Origin of the sequence: Alicyclobacillus fastidiosus (genome assembly GCF_026651875.1) — a bacterium.
GTDB classification, from domain to species: domain Bacteria; phylum Bacillota; class Bacilli; order Alicyclobacillales; family Alicyclobacillaceae; genus Alicyclobacillus; species Alicyclobacillus fastidiosus.
Genome location: NZ_CP104067.1, coordinates 2,634,375 through 2,659,174, shown reverse-complemented (window position 1 = coordinate 2,659,174; position 24,800 = coordinate 2,634,375). Strand labels below are relative to the sequence as shown.

Below are 24,800 nucleotides of genomic sequence, written 5' to 3'. Positions count from 1 at the left end.
TTGGAGGCTTTTGCATAAAATTTTGGGACTGGATGATTTGGCACGACCCTTTTGGGACAGCCCCTTTTTACTTACTCAAGCGCTCGTAGTCCGATTTAAACCAGAGCCTTTCGCGAAGTCCGCTCCAAATCATCTCCGAGCCGCTCGGCGACCTTCCAAATGTCGCCGGCCCCCATCGTGAGAACCAGATCTCCAGGTCGGATGGACGAGCGAAGATATGCAAAGATCTCATCTTGCGTCCCGAGATATTGCGTCCGAGGATTGCTCTGCTTGCGGATTTCGGCCGCAAGCCGCTCCGCGGTCACGCCCTCGATTTGTTGCTCACCCGCTGGAGAATAAATCTCCGAGATAATCACTTCGTCCGCCTGCGAAAACGAACGGGCAAACGCATCAAACAGGAAGTAGGTCCGCGTGTATCGTTGCGGCTGAAAGACCGCTACAATCCGACGCCCTGTCGCCTTTGCCGCGGCGATCGTCGCGCTGATTTCAGTTGGGTGGTGCGCGTAATCGTCAATCACCAGCAGGTTGTTCGCCTCGGCGATCACCTGAAAGCGACGTTTCGCCCCGTGGAACTCCGCTAGTGCCATGGCAATTTGATTAAATGAGAGCCCCGCTTCGCGGCCGACGGCTACTGCCGCAAGCGCGTTTAACACGTTGTGCTCGCCAGGGAGCGAGAGCAACAATCGTCCGACGAACTCGCCGCCTACGTACACTTCCGAAGAACTGGTTCGATCCAACAACTGCACGTTACGCGCCTGAATGAACGCATCGTCAGAAAATCCATAGGTGACTACACGTGCGTGAGATTCGGACTTCAATTCCTGCAAATGCACATCATCTGCTGACAAGACGGCCAAGCCGCTTTCAGGGATCTGCTGAATGAACGTCCTATACGCATTTTTCAAATTCTCGAATTTGCCGTCGTAGTGTTCCAAGTGGTCGGCTTCTACGTTAGTCACCACGGCGATCGCCGGGCGGTAGTGCAAAAATGATCCATCCGATTCATCGGCCTCGGCCACGACAAACTGACCACCGCCAGCCTTTGCGTTGTCGCCAATGTTCGAGACGACACCGCCGATGACAAAAGTCGGGTCTAAATTGTTGCGCTCCATCATATATGCAATCATGGAGGTCGTCGTGGTTTTGCCATGCGCTCCAGTGACTGCAACGCCGATTCGGTCTTGCATCAGCCGAGCGAGCATTTCGCTGCGATGAATGACTGGAATGTTCCGGGCCCGCGCCTCGAGCAACTCCACATTGTCCTTCTTTACTGCAGTACTGTGTACCACAATGTCCGCACCTTCGACTTGCCCTCCGTCATGCCCGTAAAAAATGTTGGCACCACGAGCCGCAAGACGATCCGTCAACTCCTGACGCGATACGTCCGACCCGGAGACTTGATATCCCAAATCCAGCATGACACGAGCGATGGCACTCATCCCATAACCACCAATGCCTACAAAATGCACGTGTTGCGAACCGCGCACGCGCCTCACCGTCCTCATGTCCAGTAGTTCATTTCCAATTTAGCAATAGCTTTCCTCGCGTCTTCCACCATATGCAAGTTACCCCAGATGACGAGAGGTCCCGGCGCCTCAAGGGCAGCCTGCACGGCAGCCAGCGGCTGCTCGATAACGCGAATCGACAGATGAGGGCCCAACTCACCAATCAGATTTTTGATGGCCTCAGGGTCTGCCCCTCTGACGTGATTCGGCCGACAGACCACCACATCCTGTGCGAGGGGCAGTACCTCTTCAAACATCGACCTAGCATCCTTGTCGCGAAACACTCCGATCACCATATGCCACAACGACTTTTGCGACAACGCAGCAGAAAACTCGTTCAAGCCGAGCGCCAGCGCACGGGCAGCTGCCGGATTGTGCGCTCCGTCCAAGACCACTGGCGTCCCGCGGTGATCGAACACCTCAAACCGCAATGGCCAGCGAATGGTGCGCAACGATGCGACAGCGCGCTCCCACGCAGTCTCATCGAGATTCGGGTGCGCCAGTTCAAACATGGCCAAGGCCACTGCGGCATTCGCCAGCTGATGGCGGCCAAACAAAGATAACGCAAACTCCGACGATTGATGTTCGATCCCTGTGTAACGCAGCGTTTGATAATGGTCGTCGTAAGCCGCCCGAGTCAGTTCCACATCCCTGTCGATGCGAACCACCGAGGCTCCGACCGTTTCGGCGACCTTCTCTATGATACCGTACGCTTCACCCTGTGCACCTGTCACAATCGGCACGCCAGGTTTGATAATCCCTGCTTTATCATAAGCGATATCGGCTAGAGTGGGTCCTAAAATCTCGACGTGATCATACGAAACGTTCGTAATGGCCGTGACGACCGGATGCACGACACTCGTCGCATCGTATCGCCCGCCGAGGCCCGTTTCCCACACCACCGCGTCAACTGCCTGATCGCGAAAGTACAGTAACGCCATCACCGTGAGAACCTCAAATTCCGTGAGTGGATCCCCCACCGTGACCTGTTCGATGGCGTGTTTGACGACCGTCGCATAGCGTGTGAACGACTGGTCATCAATCGCCTGCTGATTGACCGAAATTCGGCCGTTAAACCCTTCAAAGCCGGGCGAGGTGTACAACCCCGTTTTATAACCGGCAGACATCGACATCGCACACAGCATCGCGCAGACGGACCCCTTGCCATTGGTCCCCGCAACATGGTAGAAACGAAGCCCATCTTGCGGGTTCGAAAGGGCGTCGAGCACGCGTTCGACCCGCTCCAGTCCCGGCTTGATGCCGAACCTGCGCAAGGAGCCGATCCACGCAAATGCGTCGCTCACATTCACTGGCTGCACCTCGATTGCACTACTTCTGTAGATCGGAAATTCGGCCTTGTACCGCCTGCAACTTCATCTGATAGTCTTGCATCTTCTCCCGTTCCTTCGCGACGACAGCCTCCGGCGCCTTCGCGACGAAACCGGCGTTCGCCAGTTTCTTTTCAATTCGGTCCACTTCGCCCTGCAAACGCGCTTCCTCTTTGGACAGGCGCACAATTTCCGCCTCGACGTCGATGAGCCCAGCTTGCGGAATGTGAATCACAGCGCCCGTGACCACTTGTGTCAGCGACTTCTCTGGCGCCTCACCCCCCGCCACAATGGTCAGGTCATCGCTATTGCAGAACCGGGCGATATAGTGGCGAACCGACTCAAACAATTGTACATCATCGCCGCTCTCGCAACGAATGTGCATAGACACCGGCTTGCTCGGCGCCACCTGCAGTTCTGCCCGGACGTTTCGGACAGCTCGAATGGCGTCCATCACAAGTTGCATCTGGCTAACAGCCGCCTCGTCGACAAACGCCGTTTGCGAAATCGGCCAGGTTTCGACAATAAGGGCCTCGGAAGTGTTCGGCAACGCTTGCCAAATCTCCTCCGTGACAAACGGAATATACGGATGAAGAAGCGTCAAGAGCGACGTCAGAACGCGATGGAGAACGGTCCGTGCGACCACTTTTCGCTCCTCATCGGCTCCGTACAGCGCCAGCTTCGAGAATTCGATGTACCAATCGCAAAAATCGTCCCAAGCAAAATCGTACATGGCGCGAGCCGCTTCGCCGAAGTCGTATTCGTCGAGGTGATGCGTGACCGTCCGCACGGTTTGCGACAAGCGGTGTAAAATCCAGCGATCCGCCACGTCAAGCTGTCCTTCTGCCAGATCAGCCGGTTGGAAATCGCCCTCTAGGTTCATCAGGACAAACCGAGACGCGTTCCAAATCTTATTGATGAAGTTTCGAGCGCCTTCAATCTTATCCCAGGTGAACCGCTGATCATTGCCAGGTGACGTCGAAGTAGCGAGCATAAACCGCAGGGCGTCGGCGCCGTACTGTTCGATGACCTCGATCGGATCGACGCCGTTGCCCTTGCTCTTCGACATCTTTTGCCCTTTTGCGTCGCGGACGAGGCCGTGCAGCACGACCGTTTCAAATGGCATCGTCCCCGTGAACTCCATGCCCATGAACACCATACGAGCCACCCAGAAGAACAGGATATCGTAACCGGTCATCAGGGCGCTGGTCGGGTAATAGCGCTTGAAGTCAGGCGACTGAAGGTCCGGCCAATCCAACGTCGAAAACGGCCACAGTGCGGACGAGAACCACGTGTCGAGCACGTCCTCATCCTGGCGGATGTTGGTACTTTCGCAGTGCGGACATCGCTCGAGGTCTACCTTGGAGACGCTCAGTTGGCCACAGTTATCGCAGTACCAGGCGGGAATGCGGTGCCCCCACCAGAGTTGGCGGGAGATACACCAGTCGCGGACGTTTTCCAGCCAGTGGACAAACACTTTGGAAAACCGCGACGGGACAAAGTGCAGTTCGTCTCGTGCGACCGATTCGAGTGCCGGACGCGCTAACTGCTCCATCCGAACGAACCATTGGTCGGACAGAAACGGCTCGACCACCGTATCACACCGACTGCAGTGCCCGACGGCGTGATCGATTTCCTCGGTGCGAACCAGGTGTCCATTCGCCTCCAGAGCGGCGACCACGGCAACGCGGGCCTCCTCGCGCGTGAGCCCCTGAAACTCGCCGGCCAGCGCGTTCAATCGGCCATCTGCGCCGATACACTGCAACTGCTCGAGGTGGTGGCGTTCGCCGACTTCAAAATCGTTCGGGTCGTGCGCCGGAGTAATTTTGAGACACCCCGTCCCGTAGTCCTTATCCACATAATCGTCGGCAATGACGGGAATTTCCCGGTCCGTAAGCGGCAGGCGCACCGTTTTCCCGACCATCTGTGCGTAGCGCGGGTCGTCAGGATGGACCGCGACGGCGACGTCCGCAAACATCGTCTCGGGGCGCGTGGTGGCGATGACCACCTCGCCGCTGCCATCGGTGAGTCGATAGCGAATGTGATACAAGTGACCCGTTTGGTCCTTGTGCTCTACCTCGATGTCGGACAGCGCCGTAGAACACCGCGGGCACCAATTGATAATGCGATGCCCACGATAGATGAGCCCCTTTTCATAGAGTCGGACAAAGACCTCGCGCACCGCTCCGGACAAACCCTCGTCCATGGTGAACCGCTCCCGACTCCAATCACAAGAACTGCCAAGCGCGCGAATTTGTCGCGTGATGGCATCCCCGTATTGGTGCTTCCACTCCCAAACGCGTTCGACGAAGGCCTCCCGGCCCAAATCGTGGCGCGACTTGCCCTCGGTCTCCAGCAGTGTCTTTTCCACACGTGCTTGCGTAGCGATTCCGGCGTGGTCCGTTCCCGGTACCCACAGTGCGTCGAACCCATTGAGTCGTTTGTAGCGAATCGTGATGTCTTGTAGCGTGTTGTCGAGCGCGTGACCGAGGTGCAATACCCCCGTGACGTTCGGAGGTGGCATCACAATCGAAAATGGCGGTCGCTCAGGATGCCGTCCGGCTTGAAAGTACCCGGACCGTTCCCAGCGCTCGTAGATGCGCCGTTCGACGTTGCGCGGATCGTAAACGGTTGGTAGTTCATGCTCTTCTGCTGACATGAGATATCCTCCTTACACGTGCCTCGCCCTTCGTCCTGCGAGGAGACACCGAACAATAAAAAAAGCCTATCCGTCTCTCAGGACGGATAGGCTCCGCGTTACCACCTGAATTTCTCACTTCAATACGACAAGTGAGACACTCGACATCGATAACGGAATGACCCGGATAATCAGCTAAAGGGTGACATTCAGGCGACCGAAAGCGGTGCTTCTCAGCACGTGCACCGTCTCTGGACAATCGGGACCGCCCTACTCCTCCCTCTTCAAAGCCGCTCTATGTGAATCGATGTTTTGTATACTACGCAACCGGACGCCAAGTTGTCAAGCTTTGTCGATCCGACTACGCCCTTTTTCCTCGAATCACAAACCTTTCCGCTTAGGAGCGGCGCCCGCGCCCGCGCTTCTTCTTCACACGGTGCACGCGTACCGGCGGCGCGTCGGAATCCTCGGCACGAGTTGCGGCTTCCTGCCGACGTTTCGCCTGTAACTGGTCACGCCGGCGATTCGACCACTCCGTGGTCCTGGCGTACACCATCGAAAACAGGATGCCAATCGCGCCAATGATGGCGTTTTGCTCGAAAAAGAACCCCCAACCATAGTGAATCGTGCCTGCGTATCCGAGCGTCAACTGAAAGATCACGTTGATGACAAACCCGAGAACAGTCGCCAACAACGTGTTCAGCGTCCGCTTCTCCTTCACCCGCTGCACGACTAGGATGGCGGAGATAAACATCCCGAGCTCGCCGCTGGTGATAAACGAGTATTTCCCATTCGACAAATAATATGCGGCGACTTCCAACACCGCGAGGACGACGACTGTTCCGCCAACAAATCGCCAATACCAGCCGCGCCAAACCCCTGGTCCTCCTGAACTCATCGATTGCTCCAACTTTCATCCCCCAAACATAGTCACGGCCAGAGCCTGTCCGCCTCTAAAATCACGTTCTTATCTTAGCAAGGAAAATAACTCTTGTCACAGGACAAATACCCGAGAGGGCCATGTGCATATACATTAATAGACCACGGGAAAAGGAGGTTTTGACCGTGCGGTTGTTATACTCCCTGCTGCGATTCGTGAAGCTCATCCTGGCGCTCGCGATTTTTCTCCTGTTTCTCAGGGCAATTTTTTGGCCAAGCGTCCTCGATTTACTCATTCTCATGCTGCTGTTCATCGTGTTCGTCGCGATGTTCATCGGCGCGCCATGACAGGGACAAGATACGCGGCCCAGGCGAGCGCGGGTCCGGGGCGATTGCAACGCAGCGCCCAGGGCCGCCAAACCGGGCCGCACCTCCTTCCTGTGCCTGCAGTCAGCCGCGCACCAACTCTTCTGCCGCACGCTCCCGCAGCGCAAGAAGTCGCAGTTCCCGCTCCATCCGCGCGGCGAATTCATACTCACTCCAATCCGTCATCCGGGTGACATAACCCTCCACGAGTTGCAGCGCCTGCATGGGCATCAAGAGGATGGTCGAGAGCACCGACCGGTCGATGCGCGTCTCTCCTAGCCCGACCGTATACGCGTCGAGAATCGCGTCAAGCACATCCACTTTCCAATCAAACAGTGGCATATATCGATGGATATACACGGTGAGTTCGAAGAGGGGAACGCCGGGGTGAACGTGATCGTAGTTGCGGACGTGGTACTTGCCCGAATGGTAGAGGACGTTGTCAACCGTATAGGCGCCGTGGCACACGAACCCCCGGCTGCGCGCCTCTGCCTCCATCTGGACATAGCCCTCTGCATGTGCGCGAGCGATTACCTCGTCCATGCGCATTGCGATGGTTTCGTAGTGCGTGCGAATCAGTGCCGGGAATGGCGTCGTGCTCGCGTCCTGAATCGCCGAGTCCCGAATGGCGCCGAGCGCTTTTTTACCTTCGATGAGCCGCTGTATGAGCGACCTGTCTTCCTCAGCCGCATACCAGGTTGGGGCACCGTAGAAGCCTGTGGCATGTCGATGCCAGGTGCCGAGCTCGCGCGCGAGCGCGATGATGTGGTGCGCGTACTGCGCAGGTGGACACCGCCCTTGGCGCCAGTCGGTCATGTAGTACAATCCGGACGGATGAACCACATAGGCATCTCCATAGCGCGTTTTGAGCATACGTGGCACACTCTCGTGACCGCAGCGCAGAAGGTGCTCCGTCACCTGGTGAATGTACTCCAACCGCCCTTTGTCGACGTATACCTTCTTTAGGGCAAACGCGCCGTATGGCCCGGAAAGTTTTACGACATCCCTGACGATGTTCGCGCAGTCGACGACGCACGCGTACTCGTCGAGTATGGAAGGATCAGCACCGTAGGCCATCAGCTGCCGACGGACATCATCATAATCCATCGCGCCTCACTCCACTGTCCAGTCATGTTGTTCGAAATGCCACCCCTGGTTCAGAGACGGCATCAGGGCCGTCGGCGTTTCCCGGTCGCGGCCCTGTTTCTTCGTGTTCAAGCGTCGTCACAGCGCACTGCAATGATCCTCGCCATCGGCTGTAAGCGCGTCTACACAGACGTCACCCGCGGAATCGAAATCGGGCCATCCGGAATGCGAAGCGCCTGACCCGGCGAAACTTGGCCGCTAGGACAATTGTTCACGCGGATCAATTCACTCGGGAGGCATCCGCAGCGGTCGGCGACCATCTCTAGGGTCTCTTCTTCCGCGACGATGGCGTAGCGAAGAGCGCACCGCGGCTCAGGACCATTGAAATCGACGAAGGACCACAAATCGGACTTCAAGACAGACGAGACATCGTATTCGCTTCGCGGTTCTTCCACCACCTCTTCCTCCGCGAGCGCCTCGTCTAGCGCGTTTTGATCATCCGTTGCGACGGCGCCGGAAATCGTAAATTTTGGCGCCACGCGTTCCTCCCCGCGGAATTCAGGCGGAAGGTCCAACGGTGCGGAGGCCCCTTCGAGAGGTGTGGCTAACACTTCATCATCGAGTTGGTGCTCAAACTCGAACGAGGCAACCGGCGTTGGTTCCTTGGTTGGTTCCGGCGTGGACACCTCCTGACGATCCGACGGTTGGGGTGTAGACGGTACGAAGAAGCGGTCCAAATTGACCAGCTCACTGCGAACGGACTCCGAGGCCGCCGGTTCGGACGCTTCACCGCGGCGTTCACCTTTGCGTGCTTCCTCTTCGGCCCAGCCATGTCCGCCTCGCGCCTCACTCACTTTCTCGAACGGAGTGTTGTTCTCGCTGCGCTCGCTCGCCCCCTCCTCACTGGGCTCCGACTCGACGTCACCTTGCTCCGCTTCGCCCTCGTGACGCCACATGTCGTCCGGCGCGCAGACGAGTTCCAACTCAGGCTCGGCCGTGGATGTCCGGTCTATTTCTGCAAATTCCTGCGTCTTTGGCGCCGTATCCTCCCTGTCTGCCTGAGCCAATTCCTCCCTGTCTGCCTGAGCCAATTCCGACACGGCCTCAGCCGTTTCCTCGACTGGCGCCGGGAAATCAGACGTCACAGAATCCGCCTCATCGGCTGGCAGTTCAACCTCCGGTTCCTCGATCACCTGTTCTTCGATCTCGTCACGTAGAAATGGTCGACTCCCCTCCTGTGCTCCACACTGGAAGTGGTAGCCTTGTTCCCCTACGAGACCATGAATTTCGAGTGTGCCACGCACGTTGAGCCAATTGTCGCTGACGACCTCAAGGGCCCAGCCGGACAAACGGCTCTTCACGTTCACTAGGCCACTGGACTGTGCCTCCACAGGAACCCGCAGAACAAATGGCAAGCGATGGTGAATATGACGTACCGCCTCTTCGTCTTCGACGCCGACGGAAACCGCCTCATCGATGGTGGCGGCATCGCTTGTGGAACGCACGTAGCCTGCAAATACAACGGCACCTTCTAGCTCGTAGACATCGCCATCTTTTTCAAACGAAACCACTTCCGTCGCGACCGTCGCATCTTCGACAGAGTCTGTGCTGGTCACAGTATCCATGAAGATTTCTTGATCGATCGGCAGCCGGATGAGCGGTTCTCGAGCATGTTCAGACATCTAAGCCCCTCCTCGCGCGCCAAGATTCCATCACCAATGTATGTACACACTCTGCTACATATGTCGAAAGCGCGTGGTAAGGTGGCCTCGACGGCGCAAGCGGGATCAAAATAGAGACTACGCCAGACAAAACGCCTGACGTAATCTCTATCAGAAATCGATATCGCGCGGTTCGAATCAGGATGTAAGCTGTGCAAACACGGCCTTCATGGCGCCAAGCGTGATCTCGAGTTCACGCGACGTGTGCACACCTGAGACAAACGCGGATTCTAGTGGCGACGGCGCGAACGTGACGCCGTTTTCCAACATCGCGTGAAAGAACCGTTCGTACGAGGCGCCGTCGCTCGCCATCGCACCCTCGAAGTCGTAAACGGGGCCCTCGTGAAAGAATAGACCGTACAGACCGCCAATCGCGTGGCCATACGTCGGGATGCCGTGCTGTTTGCCGAGCTCGACAAACTGGTCGACAACTTGTTGACCATACGCCTGGAGCTTATCGTAGAATCCCTCGCGGTTCGCCGCTTCCAACATGTTGAGCGAAACGAGGCCAGCCGACATCGCGAGCGGGTTGCCAGATAGCGTGCCACCTTGATAGACGGGTCCGCTCGGGGCGACCATCTCCATCAGATCGCGACGGCCACCGTACGCGCCAACCGGGAGGCCTGCCCCGATGACTTTTCCGAACGTCGTGAGGTCCGGCTCGATGTCGAACCTGGCTTGAGCGCCGCCAAGTCCCACCCGAAAGCCGGTGATGACCTCGTCAAAGATGAGCAGTGTCCCAAAAGATCTTGTCAGTTCGCGAACGGCCTGCAAATATCCAGGTCGCGGCAACACACACCCCATATTGCCAGCGACCGGCTCGATGATCACCGCCGCAATCTCCTCACCACGCTCTAGGAAAACGTCTCGCAAAGCATCGATATCATTATATGGGACGGCAATCGTACGCTCTGCGGTCTCCTTTGGCACACCCGGGCTGTCCGGCAAACCGAGATCTGCCACACCCGAGCCCGCTTTCACCAAAAAGTGATCCGCATGTCCATGGTAACACCCGATAAACTTCACGACGTACGACCGACTCGTCGCGGCGCGCGCTACGCGAACCGCACTCATCGTCGCCTCCGTTCCACTGTTAACCATACGGACAACGTCTATCGACGGCACGAAGTCGACGATTTTTTGAGCCACGTCGGTCTCCAATTCCGTCGGCACGCCAAAGCTCGTCCCCTTGCTCGCCGCCTCCTGCACCGCAGCTACGATTTGCGGATGCGCGTGGCCCCAGATGAGCGGACCCCAGCTCATCAGGTAATCGACGTAACGGTTCCCATCGATGTCGTAGAGGTACGGCCCTTCGCCCTTGTCTGCAAAAAATGGAGTTCCATGCACCGACTTAAATGCCCGCACAGGACTGTTCACCCCGCCAGGCAACACGCGCTTTGCTCGTTCAAAAGCCGCAGTCGACTTCGGTCCAGCCAATCTGTTCACGCCCCTTTGACATTGAAAGACATCCCCTACAAAGGTTGTCCGCGATTATCGGTTCTCTTCCTTTAGCCACCGCGCAACGTCCGGCGCATGATAGGTGAGAATCATATCTGCGCCAGCGCGCTTGAACGACGTCATCAATTCCATGACGATCCCTCGCTCATCGATCCACCCCTGCTTGGCAGCGGCCTTGACCATGCTGTACTCCGCACTGACGTTGTAGGTGGCAATCGGCTGGTCAAACGCCTCGCGCATCCGATACATGACGTCCAGATAGGAGAGCGCAGGTTTGACCATCAGCATATCCGCGCCTTCCTCGACGTCGGATACCGCCTCGCGCATCGCTTCGCGGGCGTTGGCGGGATCCATCTGGTAGGTTTTGCGGTCGCCAAACGAAGGCGCCGAATGCGCTGCTTCCCGGAACGGACCGTAAAATGCACTCGCGTATTTTACAGCGTACGAAAGAATAGAGACATCCTCGAGTTGGTGTTCGTCGAGCACCTCGCGGATGCGCGCCACCCGACCGTCCATCATGTCGGATGGAGCCACGATATCCGCTCCGGCCTGGGCGTGTGACAACGCGGTCTTTGCAATTAACGTCAGGGAATCGTCATTGACGATTTTCCCGTCGCGAACAATGCCACAATGCCCGGTGGAATTGTATTGACACAGACAGACGTCGGTCATGACGACGAGATCTGGGTTCTCCGCCTTCGCGACCCGAACCGCTTCTTGCACGATGCCGCGCTCGGCGTACGCCGAGGACGCCCGCTCGTCCTTCTCTGCTGGAAGTCCGAAGACGATGATTCCAGGAATGCCAAGTTCCGATAGGTTGGCGATTTCGCGACGGAACGCGTCGAGTCCGTAATGCATCACACCCGGCATCGCCCCGATTTCGTTCGCACCCGAAAGTCCTTCCTCAACGAACATCGGATACACCAAATCGTTGACGGTCACCTGATGTTCCCGAACCAATGAACGGATGCCACTACTTGCCCGAAGTCGACGATGACGATGAAAAGTCATTCCTTATTCCTCCCTTGAAAAAAGCCATTAACGTATCTACTAACCCATCATGGGTCACTTCTACTGGTGTGAACGCGACGGGGATCTCAGCTTCGTTCAGCGCCGCCAGGGTCGTCCTGCCAAATGCGACGACCAAATGCCGCCCGCGCAGAACGTCATCCCGGATTACCCGCGCGGACTGCACAAACGCCTGCACTCCAGACGGGCTAAAGAGCACGAAGATAAGCGGTCCGCCCGCGCCAATGGACTCCATTTGTGCGCAAGGCGCGGCGATGGTGTCGTACACTTCCAAATCAACCACCGCGTGCCCGTGGGCCATGAGCGCCTCCGACACGGTTTGCCTCGCCTGGACCCCCCGCACGAACAGGAAGGTTCGACCGCCTACAGGCCACTGTGCCACCATCGCCTCGGCCATGTCGGCTCCGTCTCGGACGCCTGGAAACACGACACAAGGAATACCTTTCTCGCGCAACACAGAGGCGGTGGCGTCGCCTATACAATAACAAACCGCACGTCCCCACTTCCAATCCGCAGATCCATACAGTTTTGCCAGCACGCGGGCAGCCGTAGCCGATGTCACAAGGACACCGTCGATGCCTGCCGGCAGGCGTTCACACTGTCGACGGACATCCACCGCACTGCGCACGACCGTGGAGATCAGTGGCCAGTGGATCGCCCGCACCCCGAGCGACTCCAATCGACGGACGAGTCCACGTCCCCGTTCCCCAGATTGAGTGATGACGACGGACCAATCACCCTTCATTCTCAACCCTCGCTGGCAGCTCGTAGATAGTTTGCTGCGCCTCGCTGCAACAGCGTTTGTGCGACGATACTGCCGAGCGCCGCCGGCTCCATCCCCGCGGCTTCAAAGCGCAGGCTGCCAGCTCCCTGCGGATTTGCCACGAACCCGGTGAGCGTCAAGTCGCCCGCGGAATTGCGCCGTGCGTACCCCGCGATGGGGACCTGGCAGCTTCCCTGAAGTTCTGTAAGCAGGGTGCGCTCAGCCACGGCACAATCCGCCGTGAACGGATCCGTCCAGCGGCCGAGTTCTTGGACGAGTTCAGCATCGCTCGCGCGGCACTCGACACCTAGAATCCCCTGGCCGACGGCAGGAATAAAAGCGTCCGGATCTAAGTACTCCGTAATCCTATCCTGCCACCCCATCCGCGACAGACCCGCGGCCGCCAAGATGATAGCCGCGAACTCCCCGTCTATCACGCGCCGGAGTCGCGAGTCAATATTGCCGCGCAAGGGCTCCACCCGCAAGTCGGGACGGAGCGTTTGCAGCTGTGCCGCGCGGCGAAGGCTCGAAGTGCCGACGACCGCTCCCTCCGGCAGCTGTGCGAGCGTAGTACCGTCGTGCGAGATCAAGGCGTCGCGCGGGTCCGCCCGAAGCGGAATGCCGGCGAGCACCAGTCCCTGTGCGAGCTCGTATGGTACGTCCTTGAGGCTATGTACGGCCAGATCTGCGTACTCGGCAGTCAACACGTCTTCAATCTCGGAGACGAACAACCCCTTGCCGCCTACCTTCGACAAGGTCACGTCGAGAATTTTGTCCCCTTTCGTCGTGATCGGCACGATTTCAAACGTCCAGTCCGGACGGCGAGCCCGGAGTTCATCAATTACCCAGTTTGTCTGTGTCATGGCCAATTGGCTACGACGTGAAGCGACTCGAATCGTTCTCATGAAACTCCCTCTCTTTACGGAGAAACCTGTTGGTGTCCCGGTAGAATGTGACCGATGGCCCCAAGGTTGATGACGGTCGCGATAAAGCAAATCACTTGAAAAATGACCAAGCCTCGAGTGGCACCTGAGTTTCGGACGCGAAGAAAGAGAAACACGCCGTACATGACCCAAATGACCAATGTGGCAACGGTCTTTGCTGACCAAACAACCCACTCGTGGAGCACGAGTTTGCCCCAGACGTCGCCTACAGCCATGGCCGCAAAGAGCAAGAAGAAGCCAATCGCCGTCGTGACCAGACACAAACTCTCAATTTTAGCGAGCGGCGGAAGCAACAGAAACCATCGATTCCACCGCTTGTACCGCAAGTTACTCTCCTGTAGCAGGTGCATGACCGCAAACGCACACGAGAACGCGAGTGCAGTCTCGCTCACCATCGCCAGAATGATGTGCAACAACAAGAGGTCCTGGTTTGGGAACCAGCGCACGACGTCGGATCCCTGTCGGTAGCCGGCGAACAAAAAGATAAAAAAGCCGACCACATTGGCGAAAAACAACACCAGCCCAATCGGAAAAAACGTGTCCAGCACAAGTGTCGTGACCAGCATGATCCAGGCGATGAACAGCATCAGATCGGACCTTGTATAAGCGGGAAACGCGTGAATCGCCCGGAACCTGATGAACAGCAGGCCCGTCGTACACAAGAAAGCGACGAACAGCAACACCACCGCCGACCGATTAAACGCCCGGCGAGGTTGCAGCACGTCGCTGAAGAATAGCGTTAAACTGACGGCATAGGACACGATGATGGCATCGTATAAAAGGCGTGTCCACCACAAGTTCATCACCGAAGAACAGGGTGTATTACCCGTTTATCTTCTGACAATCGCTTTGCCTCTCCGCGCATGCGCTGAAAGAGTTCCACAAACGTCCCTTCAGAAGCAAAGTGGGCGGTGGCCCCGGTAACCGAGGCGCCCGGCGACTGCAAGGACGACTCATCAATGCCAAACAATTGTGCGAACAGGCTCACGTATTCCGCGTCTCCCGATGCCATCGCGAGCTCTTTTACGTTTTGAATCGGATCCCGCAGAATTTGATTAACGATGCTCATCGTGTGCTTGTTCAACACCTTGCGGTCACGCTCCGTCAAATCGGGCAACTTCCGCAACAGGCTGTCCATGACACCCTGTTGAATCGATAAGCCCTTTTCGCGCAGCGCCGTGATAAGCGGCACGACCTCCTGTTCGGTGAGCCACTTGGAAAACGCGTCTACCGATTCGGCTATCATCGATTCCACCACTGCGGCTTGCCGCTTGCGCTCCTGCAAGTTGGCTTCGATGACGCCGTCGAGATCGTCGACGTCGTAGAGATAAGCACCTGATAAGGCGCCCACAGCTGGATCGATATCGCGAGGCATGGCGATGTCGAGCAACACCATCGATTGGTGTTTGCGCATCTTCATCGCAAGTTCTACATCTAGGGCTTGAATGGTGTATCCGGGCGCCCCAGTTGCGGAAATGACGACGTCGAACTGCGCGAGTGCGCCAGCCACGTCCGCCAGCGAAATCACCGTGGCCGACACAGTTTCCGTCAGCGATTGTGCTCGTTCGAGGGTGCGGTTAGCGACAACCAAGTGCCGAACGCCTAGCGCGTGCAGGTGCACCAGTGCCAATTCCCCCATGTGTCCGGCTCCTACGACCAACGCCTTTCGATTGCTCATGTCGCCGAAAAACTTGCTCGCGAGCTGAACCGCCGCGTAGCTGACGGACACCGGGCTCTGGCCAATCGTCGTCTCCGCCTGCGCGCGCTTACCCACGTGGATGACCTCACGAAAGAGCCGATTAAACATGGCGCCCGTGTTCCCTGCTTCAAACGCGGTTTGAAATGCGGTCCGCATCTGGCCGAGGATTTGCGTCTCACCGACCACGACCGAATCGAGACCGGATGCGACCCGCATCGCGTGCGCCACAGCTTGCTCGCCTTGAATAAAATAGGTAGAAGATTCCACGAGTGATTTATCGAGACCGGCCATGCCGGCAAATCGCGTAAGTAAATAGTCCTGTCCAGCGCGAATGCTGTTGACGAGTGCATACAACTCCGTGCGGTTACAGGTAGACAGAACAACGCTCTCCATCACGGTGCGCGAGTCGCGCAGTTCCTGAAGCAGTCGCTCGAGGGCGTCTTCGCTCAAACTGACGCGTTCGCGCAATTCGACACTCGCCGTTTTGTGGTTCATGCCTAGTACCACGATGTGCATTGTCACGTCCCCCTTTCTTTCCACACGATATTATAGCACCTGTACAAAATGAGATCATTCCTGGTGAACTGCCATGTGTGAAAGCTCTATGTCAATTCCTCGTGCTCCGGCCACTGGGCTATATCAGACTCAAACAGCGCCCATAGCTCATCCAACCCGAGTCTCTTTTCCGCAGAGACTGGGTAGATAGGAACATCAGCGCGCAGTGTCTGGCGAATTTTCTTCACCTGTGACGGTACTTGAGATTTACCTATCTTGTCCAGCTTGGTCGCGACGACGACGAGCGGAACGTCCAACTGCGCCAGGCCCTCATGAACCGCTACGTCGTCCTTTGACGGCTCGTGGCGGATGTCGACCAACTGGACAATGCGGCACAGCGGTTCTCGTTCCAAGAGATATTTGTCGATCATCGATGCAAACTCCGACCGCTCCCGTTTACTGACGGCCGCATACCCGTACCCAGGCAGATCGACAAACCGAAATTGTTCATTGATGGCGAAGAAATTAATCTGTCTTGTCTTCCCTGGCTGCGAAGACACTCGAGCCAGGTTTTTGCGATTGAGCAGTCGGTTGAGCAATGTCGATTTGCCAACGTTACTGCGCCCAATAAACGCAAATTCAGGCAGTCCGCCCTCTGGCCACTGGCTAGGGCGAACTGCGCTGATCTCAAACGTAGAGTTGTGGATGATCACTGGTGTGTTCCCTCTCCAGAATATTTATCCTCCGCGAAGAGGTCCGCAAACCACGCCTCATTGTGCAGAGGGTGGCGCTCGTCGAGTGTCGCTTCGGTCCCCAGTGCGATATCGAGCACGGCGTCCATCTGAGACACTGGCTTGAACTCCACTTGTTCCCGCACCAACTCGGGGATATCTGCCAAGTCCTTCTCATTCCCCTGCGGAATGACGATGGTCCGAATGCCCGCCCGATGGGCGGCCAAAATCTTTTCCTTCAACCCACCAATCGGCAGCACGCGGCCACGGAGTGTCACCTCACCCGTCATCGCCACGTCGTGGTGAACTGGTCGATTCGTCAGGGCAGACGCGATGGCCGTAGCCATGGTGATGCCGGCTGAAGGGCCGTCCTTGGGAATGGCGCCTTCAGGCACGTGAATGTGGATGTCCACCTTCTCGTGAAAGTCGGCCGGGATATGTAGTTGTGTCGCTCTCGAACGAATGTAGGACAGCGCGGTTTGCGCACTTTCCTTCATCACGTCGCCAAGGTGTCCCGTCAGCTTGACCTTGCCATTGCCAGGGACGACAGACACTTCGACGGTCAGCAAATCGCCGCCCATCTCTGTCCAAGCGAGCCCAGCCACGACGCCCACTTCATCTTTCTCCTCAATGCGCCCGTACTCGAACTTGTGGGGACCGAGGAACGTGCGAAGCAGACTCGACGTGACCGTGATGCGCTTACTTTCGCCAGCGGCGATGACCCTCGCACACTTGCGACACACGGTTGCAATGAGCCGATTGAGCTGACGCACACCAGCTTCCCGCGTGTAGTGGCGGATCACCTCGAGCAAAACGTCGTCCGAGACACGGATTTTATCTCCCTTTAGCGCGTGATTCTCTCGCTGCCTAGGCAGCAAGTGAAGCTTCGCGATGTGGAGTTTCTCGTCCTCCGTGTACCCAGCGAGCTGAATGATCTCCATGCGGTCGCGCAGGGGTCCCGGAATTTGATATAAATTGTTCGCAGTCGTGATGAACATCACGTCCGACAAGTCAAACGGAATCTCGACGTAATGGTCGGAGAACGTGCTGTTCTGCTCCGGGTCTAACACCTCGAGCATGGCAGCCGCGGGGTCGCCCCGGAAGTCACTGGCCATTTTGTCGATCTCGTCGAGCAGAAATACCGGGTTTTTCACCTCTGCCTGTTTCATCCCCTGGATGATCCGCCCTGGCATCGCACCGATATACGTCCTACGGTGACCGCGAATTTCCGCGTCGTCGCGAACGCCCCCCAACGACACGCGAACAAACGGCCGCTTGAGCGACGTGGCAATCGACCGCGCCAACGACGTCTTGCCAACGCCCGGAGGCCCTGCCAAACAGATGATCGGCCCTGCCTGCTTGTTGACGAGCTTCTGCACGGCGATGAACTCGAGAATGCGCTCCTTGATCTTCTCCATGCCATAGTGCTCTTCGTCCAGCACCCGCTCGGCGCGACCCAAATCGATAACGGAGTTCGCACGTTCCGTCCACGGAAGCGCCAACAGCCAATCGATGTAGGAACGGGCGACAGTGCCTTCTGCAGAGGCGGCAGGGATGCGCTCGAGGCGGCTGATCTCCTTGTCCACCTTTTCGTACACATCAGGCGGCAGCTTCTTCTCGTCCAACCTGCTGCGCAACTCGTCGATCTCGGAAGCGCGCCCTTCTTTGTCTCCGAGCTCGCGTTGAATGGCCTTCATCTGCTCGCGCAGATAGTATTCCTTTTGCGTCTTCTCCATCTGCTTGCGGACGCGTTGATGAATTTTGCGCTCCAACTCCAGCACTTCGCGCTCGTCGAAGAGAATTTGCAACAGTCTCTCGAGGCGGTGCTGAATTTCAAACGCTTCTAGAATGTCTTGCTTTTCCCGCACTTTCAAAGGCAAGTGCGATGCGACCATATCTGCAAATCGCCCTGGATGGTCAATGTCGACCACTGCCGCATACGTCTCCTGGTCCAACTTTCGCGACAGCTTCACGTATTGCTCGAATTGTTGCGAAACCGACCGCATCATGGCCTGCATCTCTGCGTTGGCCGTCGCGTCATCCGGCTCGTTGTAAAGCGAGACTTCCACTTCGAAAAACTCTTCGTCGTTCACAAAATTTATGATCTGTGCGCGCGACAGTCCCTCGACCAACACGCGGATGGTCCCGTTCGGAAGTTTCATCATCTGCTTGACCCGAGCTAAGGTACCCACACGATATAAGTCATCTACTTCCGGCTCATCCACTTGACCGTCTTCCTGCGAGGCTAGCACAATCAAGTTGTCATCGACCATCGCTTGCTCCAAGGCCTTGACCGACTTCGGACGCCCTACATCAAAATGGAGCACCATCGAGGGATAGACTAGCAAACCGCGCAACGGCAACAGAGGATAAGTTCCTTGTTCTTCGAGTGGCCCATGTCGTTCTTCTGCAGCCAACTCCTCACCTCCATAGCTCTCCCCGTGGATTGGTCTCAATTGTACAGAAAGGAAATCGCGAAGTCTAATCGCTTCAGTTCACCAGCAACTCGCTCAACCTTGCGCCGAGGTCAACCCACCGCTCATCTGGCCCGGAACAACCTCTGTCGGGGTAGTTGGGAAATCCTCTTCGATCCCGCCCACAAGTGCAAACCTGAGCGCGTCCTCGACCCGTTCCACGGGCACGACCGTCGCACCTTCCACGTGGCGGAACGTCTCCTGCCAATTCGCCTTCGGCACGAGTACAACTGTGGCACCCGCTTCCACCGCGGCGCTGACCTTCGCCGGAACGCCGCCTACGGGGCGAACGAGGCCACGGATGGAGAGTTCCCCCGTCATGGCAATCGTATTCAGCACCGGCCGCTTCATCATTGCCGAATAGATGGCCACCGCCATCGCAACACCCGCACTCGGTCCATCGACTGGCATGCCGCCGGGGAAGTTGATGTGGATGTGATAGTCGCTCGGGTCGACCTTAAGCACGCGCTTGAGCGTCGTCATCACGTTGTCGAGCGACCCTCTGGCCATGCTTTTGCGCCGCATGCTCCGTTCGCGGCCGCCGATGGTCTCCTCTTCGACCAGCCCCGTGATCGTCAGTCGTCCTGAACCTGGGTCCGCTTGTTCAGCCGTGACTTCGATTTCTAAGAGCAAACCACTCTGTGGCCCGTAGACAGCCAGTCCATTGACGACGCCCACCTGTGGCTCGGCGGGAATTTTCCGTTCCGGCCGCGGACTGATGTTACTAAACTGAATGACCCACTCGACGTCCTCGAGTCCAATCTCCGTTCGCCCGTCCGCGAGCGCGACACTGCCTGCGACCTGTACGATATTGACGGCGTCGCGCCCGTTCGTCGCGTACTGGGTGATCTCTGTTGCAACGTTCTTTGCGAGCGGCATCTCGAGTTTCTCTGCCGCACCGACCACTACCTCATAGATCTCCGATTGCGAGAGGGACCGGAAAAAGATCTCTACGCAGCGGGACCTTATGGCGGGCGGCAAGTCGTCCGGTGATCGGGTCGTCGCCCCTACGAGACGAAAATCCGCCGGCAGGCCATTCTGAAAGATATCGTGCACGTGCATCGGGATATTCTGGTCTTCACTGCTGTAATAGGCGCTCTCTAAAAACACCTTTCGATCTTCCAGTACCTTTAACAACTTGTTTAGTTGGATGGGGTGCAACTCCCCAATTTCGTCGATGAAGAGCACACCGCCGTGCGCCTTAGTCACCGCACCAGGCTTGGGCTGAGGAATGCCCGCAACCCCCATCGCACCCGCACCTTGATAGATTGGATCGTGCACGGAACCAATCAGCGGGTCGGCAATCCCTCGCTCGTCGAACCTAGCCGTTGTGGCGTCTAGTTCGATAAATTTGGCGTCGGGACGAAACGGCGACTGCGTATTCTTCTTGGCTTCCTCGAGAATCACCCGAGCGGCCGCCGTCTTCCCCACTCCAGGCGGCCCGTAGACGATGACATGTTGTGGATTGGGTCCACATAGCGCCGCTCGCAGCGCTTTGATCCCATCGCGCTGACCAATCATATCGTCTATCGTGACCGGACGCGTTTTCTCCGCAAGTGGCACGGTCAGTGATATCGCCCGCATCCGACGCAACTTGTCCAACTCTTTACGAGACTCCCGCTCAATCGCGTGCTTATTGTGATTTTGCGACTTGAGCAGGTTCCAAAAGTAAAGTCCGATTACAACCGCGAAAAATATCTGAATGGCCGCAAGAATACTGGCAGTCATGCTGTCCCCTCCAATGTTGTGACAAACAATAGGACCAGTATTTCCGTGCGACCAATCTGATAAACCACCGAATTCGAACCGGGTCCACGCAGAATGACATAACCTCACGCGCTACCCTCAAACAGGACAGAAAAAGGGCGACGGCGATGTATGTTCACATCTCCGTCGCCCTTTTCTGAGCCCTAAGAAAAACGCTTAGGCCGTTTCCTCTGACTTTCGCACCGTGAACGGAATCGTACTGCCGTCCTTTTTCAAGACGATCGGGGCTTCTTCACGCAGCGCCGCGTCTTGCGTAATAATACACTTCTGTATATCATCGCGCGACGGCAACTCGTACATCACGTCGAGCATGATGGATTCGATGATGGCGCGCAGTCCACGCGCACCTGTGCCTCTGCGAATCGCCTCTTTAGCGATGGTCGCCAACGCGTCATCGTGGAATTCGAGCACCACATTGTCCATGTCAAGCAGCTTCTGGAACTGTTTGACAAGCGCGTTTTTCGGCTCGACAAGAATTCGCGTGAGCGCTTCTTCGTCGAGGGCATCGAGTGTCGTCAACACGGGCAGACGTCCGATGAACTCCGGAATCAAGCCGAATTTCAGGAGGTCTTCCGGTAACACGTTGTGCATGATGGCGGTATCCTTCTGATCCTGAGCATTTGCACTTCCAAAGCCGATGACTTTGCTGCCCAGACGGCGCTTGATGATGGGTTCGATGCCGTCAAACGCACCACCGCAGACGAACAGGATATTCGTCGTATCGATCTGGATAAATTCCTGATGCGGATGTTTGCGACCGCCCTGTGGCGGAACGCTTGCCACTGTGCCTTCAAGGATCTTGAGCAGAGCCTGCTGTACGCCTTCGCCTGAAACATCGCGAGTGATCGACGGATTTTCCGACTTGCGAGCGATCTTGTCGATCTCGTCGATGTAGATGATACCGCGCTCCGCCTTTTCAATGTCATAATCGGCGGACTGTATGAGTTTCAAAAGGATATTTTCGACGTCTTCACCAACGTAACCAGCCTCGGTGAGCGAAGTCGCATCCGCGATGGCAAACGGTACGTTCAAAATCCTAGCCAATGTTTGTGCCAACAACGTCTTACCGCTGCCGGTTGGTCCAATTAGCAGGATGTTGCTCTTGGCCAGCTCCACGTCTTCGCTCTTCTGCGAACCGGCGTTGATTCGTTTGTAGTGATTGTAAACCGCGACAGAAAGCGAACGCTTTGCCTGCTCCTGCCCAATCACGTACTGGTCTAGAATGGACTTGATTTCAGTCGGTTTGGGTACGTCCTTCAGTTCAAAGTCTTCTTCCTCGCCCAGCTGTTCTTCGACGATTTCGTTGCATAATTCAATACATTCATCACAGATGTATACGCCGGGACCGGCAACCAACTTTCGAACTTGCTCCTGTGTCTTACCACAGAAGGAGCACTTGAGTTGGCCCTTTTCCTCATTAAACTTGAACATGCATTGTTCCCTCCCCAAATCGAGGTTACCACACAGAGCGTTAAATACAAAACGGAACCCTGTTAGCAGTGTGTCCGTCTCTTATTTCCGGTTATGCCTGCGTCGACCCTTTCGTGAGCACCTCATCGACCAACCCATAAGCGCAAGCTGCCTCTGCGGACATGAAGTTGTCGCGGTCGGTGTCCTCGACGATGCGATCCAGCGGCTGACCGGTCCGCTCTGACAAGATACGATTGAGCTTCTCCTTCGTCTTAAGCATCCAATCCGCGTGGATTTGAATGTCCGAGGCTTGCCCTTCCACACCGCCCAGCGGCTGGTGAATCATAATCTCGGCATTCGGGAGCGCGTAGCGCTTGCCCTTTTCTCCAGCGGCGAGGAGGAAGGCACCCATACTCGCAGCCAACCCTACACACATGGTCGAGACCGCAGGTCGGATATGTTGCATGGTATCATATATGGCTAGTCCTGCGGTTACAGAACCACCGGGACTGTTGATATACAGTTGAATGTCCTTGTCCGGGTCATCGGCCGCCAAGAAGAGCAACTGAGCCACGATGGCGTTCGCCACGTTGTCGTCGATTGGCGTTCCCAAAAGCACGATTCGATCTTTGAGCAGGCGCGAGTATATGTCATACGAACGCTCACCGCGACTGGTCTGTTCAATCACATATGGAATTAGACTCATTGCGACTCCTCCCCGCGAAGCATGCCGAGTGTGTGACAAGACAAGGAGACAACGTCCCCTTGTCTTGAGCATACAACGAGCATTCAGTTAGCTACAGTGTTCCACTTCTATAGTGTACCGCAGTTTATACGAGTTTGCTATTTTGAACGAGCAACTCGATGGTCTTGCGCGAAGCCAAGTCGCGTTTGAACGATTCCAGGTTCGGGTCGCGAACGCTCATGAGCTGACGGACGCGGTCGAGGTCCAGACCGGAATTCGCGGCGACCTTTTCGAGCTCCGCAGTCACTTCTTCGTCCGTCACTTGAATGTTTTCGGCTGCCGTGATGGCTTCCAACACGAGTGCAGTGCGAACGCTTTGTTCTGCAGCTTCGCGGAACTGCGCACGAAGTTCGTCCACGCTGGTGCCCGTGAATTCCAGGTATGCGTCAAACGGAATTTGTTGCATTTGCAGTTGTTGCGCAAACGAGTTCAACTGGTGGTCAATTTCGTGGTTGACCATGACTTCTGGCAGGTCGATGGTCGCGTTGGCCGTAACCTGTTTTACCACTTCGTCTTCCACGTAGCGGTCATGGTCTTGTTTCGCACGCTCTTCGAGCCGCTTCTTGAGGTCCGCACGGTATTCGTCCACCGTATCGAATTCGCTGACCTCTTGTACAAACTCGTCATTCAACTCAGGGAGTACTTTGCGTTTCACATCGTGCAGCACGACGTGGAACGTAGCTGCTTTCCCCTGCAGCGACTTCACGTGGTAATCTTCCGGGAACGTAACCTCGATGTCGCGCTCCTCCCCGGTCTTCATCCCGATGAGCTGGTCTTCAAACCCGCCGATGAAGGTACCGGACCCGATCTCCAGTTCAAAGTTCTCGGCTTCGCCACCCTCGAACGCTTCGCCGTCGACCTTGCCCAGGAAGTCGATGCTGACCGTATCGCCGTTTTGCACTTCTCCATCTTCTACGACTTCCACAGACGCATGACCCTTGAGTACCTGTTCAATTTCGTTTTCGATGGACTCATCCGTCACGTCAAAAGCTTTGTCCTCGACGGAAATCCCTTTGTACTCTCCGAGCTGCACTTCCGGCTTCACCGTGACCGTCGCCTTGAAGACGAACGGCTTGCCGCTCTCTACTTGAACCAAATCGACGGACGGACGATCCACTGGTTGAATGCCCGTCTCGGCGATAGCTTGCTCATATGCCTCTGGCAAAACCAGGTCTACCGCATCCTGGTACAGTGCCTCCACGCCAAATCGTTGTTCAAAAATTCGACGAGGCACTTTTCCCTTGCGGAAACCTGGAACATTTACATTTTTAACGACCTTCTTGAAGGCGTCGTCGAGAGCTGTCTTAAACCGATCACTCGTCACCTCGACTTCCAATACGCCAACATTGGCCTCCGTCTTTTCCCACTTCACTGTCATGCAATACTTCCTCCCAACAATCAACGGCCCGCGCTGTACGAACCAAATCTTCAAGAAACGCCACCACATCGGTATGTATGGCCTATGACATGTCCCAAGTAGGACAGTCCCCTGTTCCGAGCCCGTGAAACATGGCCCCGCCAGCGCCTTTTACCCTAATCACCGAATTGAGCATCCCGTTGCGGGATGCTCAGGCAGCACCAGCGTGGCGTCCCAGGAGGGATTCGAACCCCCGACCCACAGCTTAGAAGGCTGTTGCTCTATCCTGCTGAGCTACTGAGACGCATGGAGCGGGTGATGGGAATCGAACCCACGCGACCAGCTTGGAAGGCTGGAGTTCTGCCACTGAACTACACCCGCATCTCGGCGAGGTTACCCCTGACA

The 24,800-nt window shown here is 56.6% G+C and carries 19 protein-coding genes, 2 tRNA genes and 1 other annotated feature; of the genes, 1 reads left to right on the top strand and 20 read right to left on the bottom strand.

The window, feature by feature from the left end; all coding sequences use genetic code 11:
- Positions 1-95 precede the first annotated feature (95 nt).
- From murC to NZD89_RS13170, 4 genes are all read right to left on the bottom strand, one after another.
- A complete protein-coding gene (gene murC / locus NZD89_RS13185) occupies positions 96-1,487 on the bottom strand; it encodes a UDP-N-acetylmuramate--L-alanine ligase (RefSeq protein ID WP_268008144.1) in 1,392 nt (463 codons plus the stop codon).
- A gap of 14 nt (positions 1,488-1,501) precedes the next feature.
- A complete protein-coding gene (locus NZD89_RS13180) occupies positions 1,502-2,815 on the bottom strand; it encodes a bifunctional folylpolyglutamate synthase/dihydrofolate synthase (protein WP_268008143.1) in 1,314 nt (437 codons plus the stop codon).
- A 19-nt stretch (positions 2,816-2,834) separates the two neighbouring features.
- Positions 2,835-5,492 carry a valine--tRNA ligase gene (locus NZD89_RS13175; protein WP_268008142.1) on the bottom strand — a complete coding sequence of 886 codons (2,658 nt, stop codon included), beginning with the start codon at positions 5,490-5,492 and terminating at the stop codon, positions 2,835-2,837.
- 75 nt (positions 5,493-5,567) lie between these two features.
- Positions 5,568-5,768, bottom strand: a binding site (T-box leader).
- A gap of 100 nt (positions 5,769-5,868) precedes the next feature.
- On the bottom strand, positions 5,869-6,381 hold the full coding sequence (locus NZD89_RS13170) for a hypothetical protein (protein WP_268008141.1): 513 nt from the start codon (positions 6,379-6,381) through the stop codon (positions 5,869-5,871).
- A 155-nt stretch (positions 6,382-6,536) separates the two neighbouring features.
- Here NZD89_RS13170 and NZD89_RS13165 point away from each other — a divergent pair, with 155 nt between their 5' ends.
- Entirely contained in the window at positions 6,537-6,698 is a 162-nt protein-coding gene (locus NZD89_RS13165) for a hypothetical protein (RefSeq protein ID WP_268008140.1), read from the top strand.
- A gap of 102 nt (positions 6,699-6,800) precedes the next feature.
- On the opposite strand, the gene NZD89_RS13160 is transcribed toward NZD89_RS13165, so the two are convergent.
- The 16 genes from NZD89_RS13160 to NZD89_RS13085 form a co-directional block, all read right to left on the bottom strand.
- Positions 6,801-7,823 carry a protein kinase family protein gene (locus tag NZD89_RS13160; protein ID WP_268008139.1) on the bottom strand — a complete coding sequence of 341 codons (1,023 nt, stop codon included), beginning with the start codon at positions 7,821-7,823 and terminating at the stop codon, positions 6,801-6,803.
- 161 nt (positions 7,824-7,984) lie between these two features.
- Positions 7,985-9,484, bottom strand: a complete 1,500-nt coding sequence (locus NZD89_RS13155; protein ID WP_268008138.1) for a LysM peptidoglycan-binding domain-containing protein — start codon at positions 9,482-9,484, stop codon at positions 7,985-7,987.
- Between the two features lie 177 nt (positions 9,485-9,661).
- Complete coding sequence (hemL, locus tag NZD89_RS13150) at positions 9,662-10,960, bottom strand: glutamate-1-semialdehyde 2,1-aminomutase (RefSeq protein WP_268008137.1); 1,299 nt, start codon at positions 10,958-10,960, stop codon at positions 9,662-9,664.
- A gap of 54 nt (positions 10,961-11,014) precedes the next feature.
- The gene (gene hemB, locus NZD89_RS13145; RefSeq protein ID WP_268008136.1) at positions 11,015-11,992 is read right to left on the bottom strand and encodes a porphobilinogen synthase; all 978 of its coding nucleotides are present in this window, start codon (positions 11,990-11,992) and stop codon (positions 11,015-11,017) included.
- Positions 11,955-12,755: a uroporphyrinogen-III synthase gene (locus NZD89_RS13140; RefSeq protein ID WP_268008135.1), complete on the bottom strand. Its 801-nt coding sequence runs from the start codon at positions 12,753-12,755 to the stop codon at positions 11,955-11,957. Before NZD89_RS13140 ends, hemB begins: the two co-directional genes overlap by 38 nt.
- 2 nt (positions 12,756-12,757) lie before the next feature.
- Complete coding sequence (gene hemC, locus NZD89_RS13135; RefSeq protein WP_268008134.1) at positions 12,758-13,678, bottom strand: hydroxymethylbilane synthase; 921 nt, start codon at positions 13,676-13,678, stop codon at positions 12,758-12,760.
- A 14-nt stretch (positions 13,679-13,692) separates the two neighbouring features.
- The gene (gene ccsA / locus NZD89_RS13130) at positions 13,693-14,514 is read right to left on the bottom strand and encodes a cytochrome c biogenesis protein CcsA (RefSeq protein WP_268008133.1); all 822 of its coding nucleotides are present in this window, start codon (positions 14,512-14,514) and stop codon (positions 13,693-13,695) included.
- Between the two features lie 5 nt (positions 14,515-14,519).
- Positions 14,520-15,932 carry a glutamyl-tRNA reductase gene (gene hemA / locus NZD89_RS13125; RefSeq protein WP_268008132.1) on the bottom strand — a complete coding sequence of 471 codons (1,413 nt, stop codon included), beginning with the start codon at positions 15,930-15,932 and terminating at the stop codon, positions 14,520-14,522.
- Positions 15,933-16,018: 86 nt separating this feature from the next.
- Positions 16,019-16,624, bottom strand: coding sequence for a ribosome biogenesis GTP-binding protein YihA/YsxC (gene yihA / locus NZD89_RS13120; protein WP_268008131.1), 606 nt, complete (start codon positions 16,622-16,624; stop codon positions 16,019-16,021).
- On the bottom strand, positions 16,621-19,059 hold the full coding sequence (lon, locus tag NZD89_RS13115; protein ID WP_268008130.1) for an endopeptidase La: 2,439 nt from the start codon (positions 19,057-19,059) through the stop codon (positions 16,621-16,623). Before lon ends, yihA begins: the two co-directional genes overlap by 4 nt.
- 93 nt (positions 19,060-19,152) lie before the next feature.
- On the bottom strand, positions 19,153-20,844 hold the full coding sequence (lonB, locus tag NZD89_RS13110; RefSeq protein WP_268008129.1) for an ATP-dependent protease LonB: 1,692 nt from the start codon (positions 20,842-20,844) through the stop codon (positions 19,153-19,155).
- Between the two features lie 195 nt (positions 20,845-21,039).
- Positions 21,040-22,314: an ATP-dependent protease ATP-binding subunit ClpX gene (clpX, locus tag NZD89_RS13105; protein ID WP_268008128.1), complete on the bottom strand. Its 1,275-nt coding sequence runs from the start codon at positions 22,312-22,314 to the stop codon at positions 21,040-21,042.
- Between the two features lie 91 nt (positions 22,315-22,405).
- Complete coding sequence (clpP, locus tag NZD89_RS13100; RefSeq protein WP_268008127.1) at positions 22,406-22,999, bottom strand: ATP-dependent Clp endopeptidase proteolytic subunit ClpP; 594 nt, start codon at positions 22,997-22,999, stop codon at positions 22,406-22,408.
- Between the two features lie 124 nt (positions 23,000-23,123).
- Positions 23,124-24,416: a trigger factor gene (gene tig / locus NZD89_RS13095; RefSeq protein ID WP_268008126.1), complete on the bottom strand. Its 1,293-nt coding sequence runs from the start codon at positions 24,414-24,416 to the stop codon at positions 23,124-23,126.
- 206 nt (positions 24,417-24,622) lie between these two features.
- Positions 24,623-24,699: transfer RNA gene (locus tag NZD89_RS13090), tRNA-Arg, on the bottom strand.
- Positions 24,700-24,702: 3 nt separating this feature from the next.
- Positions 24,703-24,776: transfer RNA gene (locus NZD89_RS13085), tRNA-Gly, on the bottom strand.
- Positions 24,777-24,800 lie beyond the last annotated feature (24 nt).

Excerpts from the sequence above, each read along its gene's own strand:
- NZD89_RS13175 (WP_268008142.1), bottom strand. The coding sequence starts at position 5,492 with ATGTCAGCAGAAGAGCATGAACTACCAACCGTTTACGATCCGCGCAAC.
- NZD89_RS13160 (WP_268008139.1), bottom strand. The coding sequence starts at position 7,823 with ATGGATTATGATGATGTCCGTCGGCAGCTGATGGCCTACGGTGCTGAT.
- NZD89_RS13155 (WP_268008138.1), bottom strand. The coding sequence starts at position 9,484 with ATGTCTGAACATGCTCGAGAACCGCTCATCCGGCTGCCGATCGATCAA.
- hemB (WP_268008136.1), bottom strand. The coding sequence starts at position 11,992 with ATGACTTTTCATCGTCATCGTCGACTTCGGGCAAGTAGTGGCATCCGT.
- NZD89_RS13140 (WP_268008135.1), bottom strand. The coding sequence starts at position 12,755 with ATGAAGGGTGATTGGTCCGTCGTCATCACTCAATCTGGGGAACGGGGA.
- hemC (WP_268008134.1), bottom strand. The coding sequence starts at position 13,678 with ATGAGAACGATTCGAGTCGCTTCACGTCGTAGCCAATTGGCCATGACA.
- hemA (WP_268008132.1), bottom strand. The coding sequence starts at position 15,932 with ATGCACATCGTGGTACTAGGCATGAACCACAAAACGGCGAGTGTCGAA.
- lonB (WP_268008129.1), bottom strand. The coding sequence starts at position 20,844 with ATGACTGCCAGTATTCTTGCGGCCATTCAGATATTTTTCGCGGTTGTA.
- clpX (WP_268008128.1), bottom strand. The coding sequence starts at position 22,314 with ATGTTCAAGTTTAATGAGGAAAAGGGCCAACTCAAGTGCTCCTTCTGT.
- clpP (WP_268008127.1), bottom strand. The coding sequence starts at position 22,999 with ATGAGTCTAATTCCATATGTGATTGAACAGACCAGTCGCGGTGAGCGT.
- tig (WP_268008126.1), bottom strand. The coding sequence starts at position 24,416 with ATGACAGTGAAGTGGGAAAAGACGGAGGCCAATGTTGGCGTATTGGAA.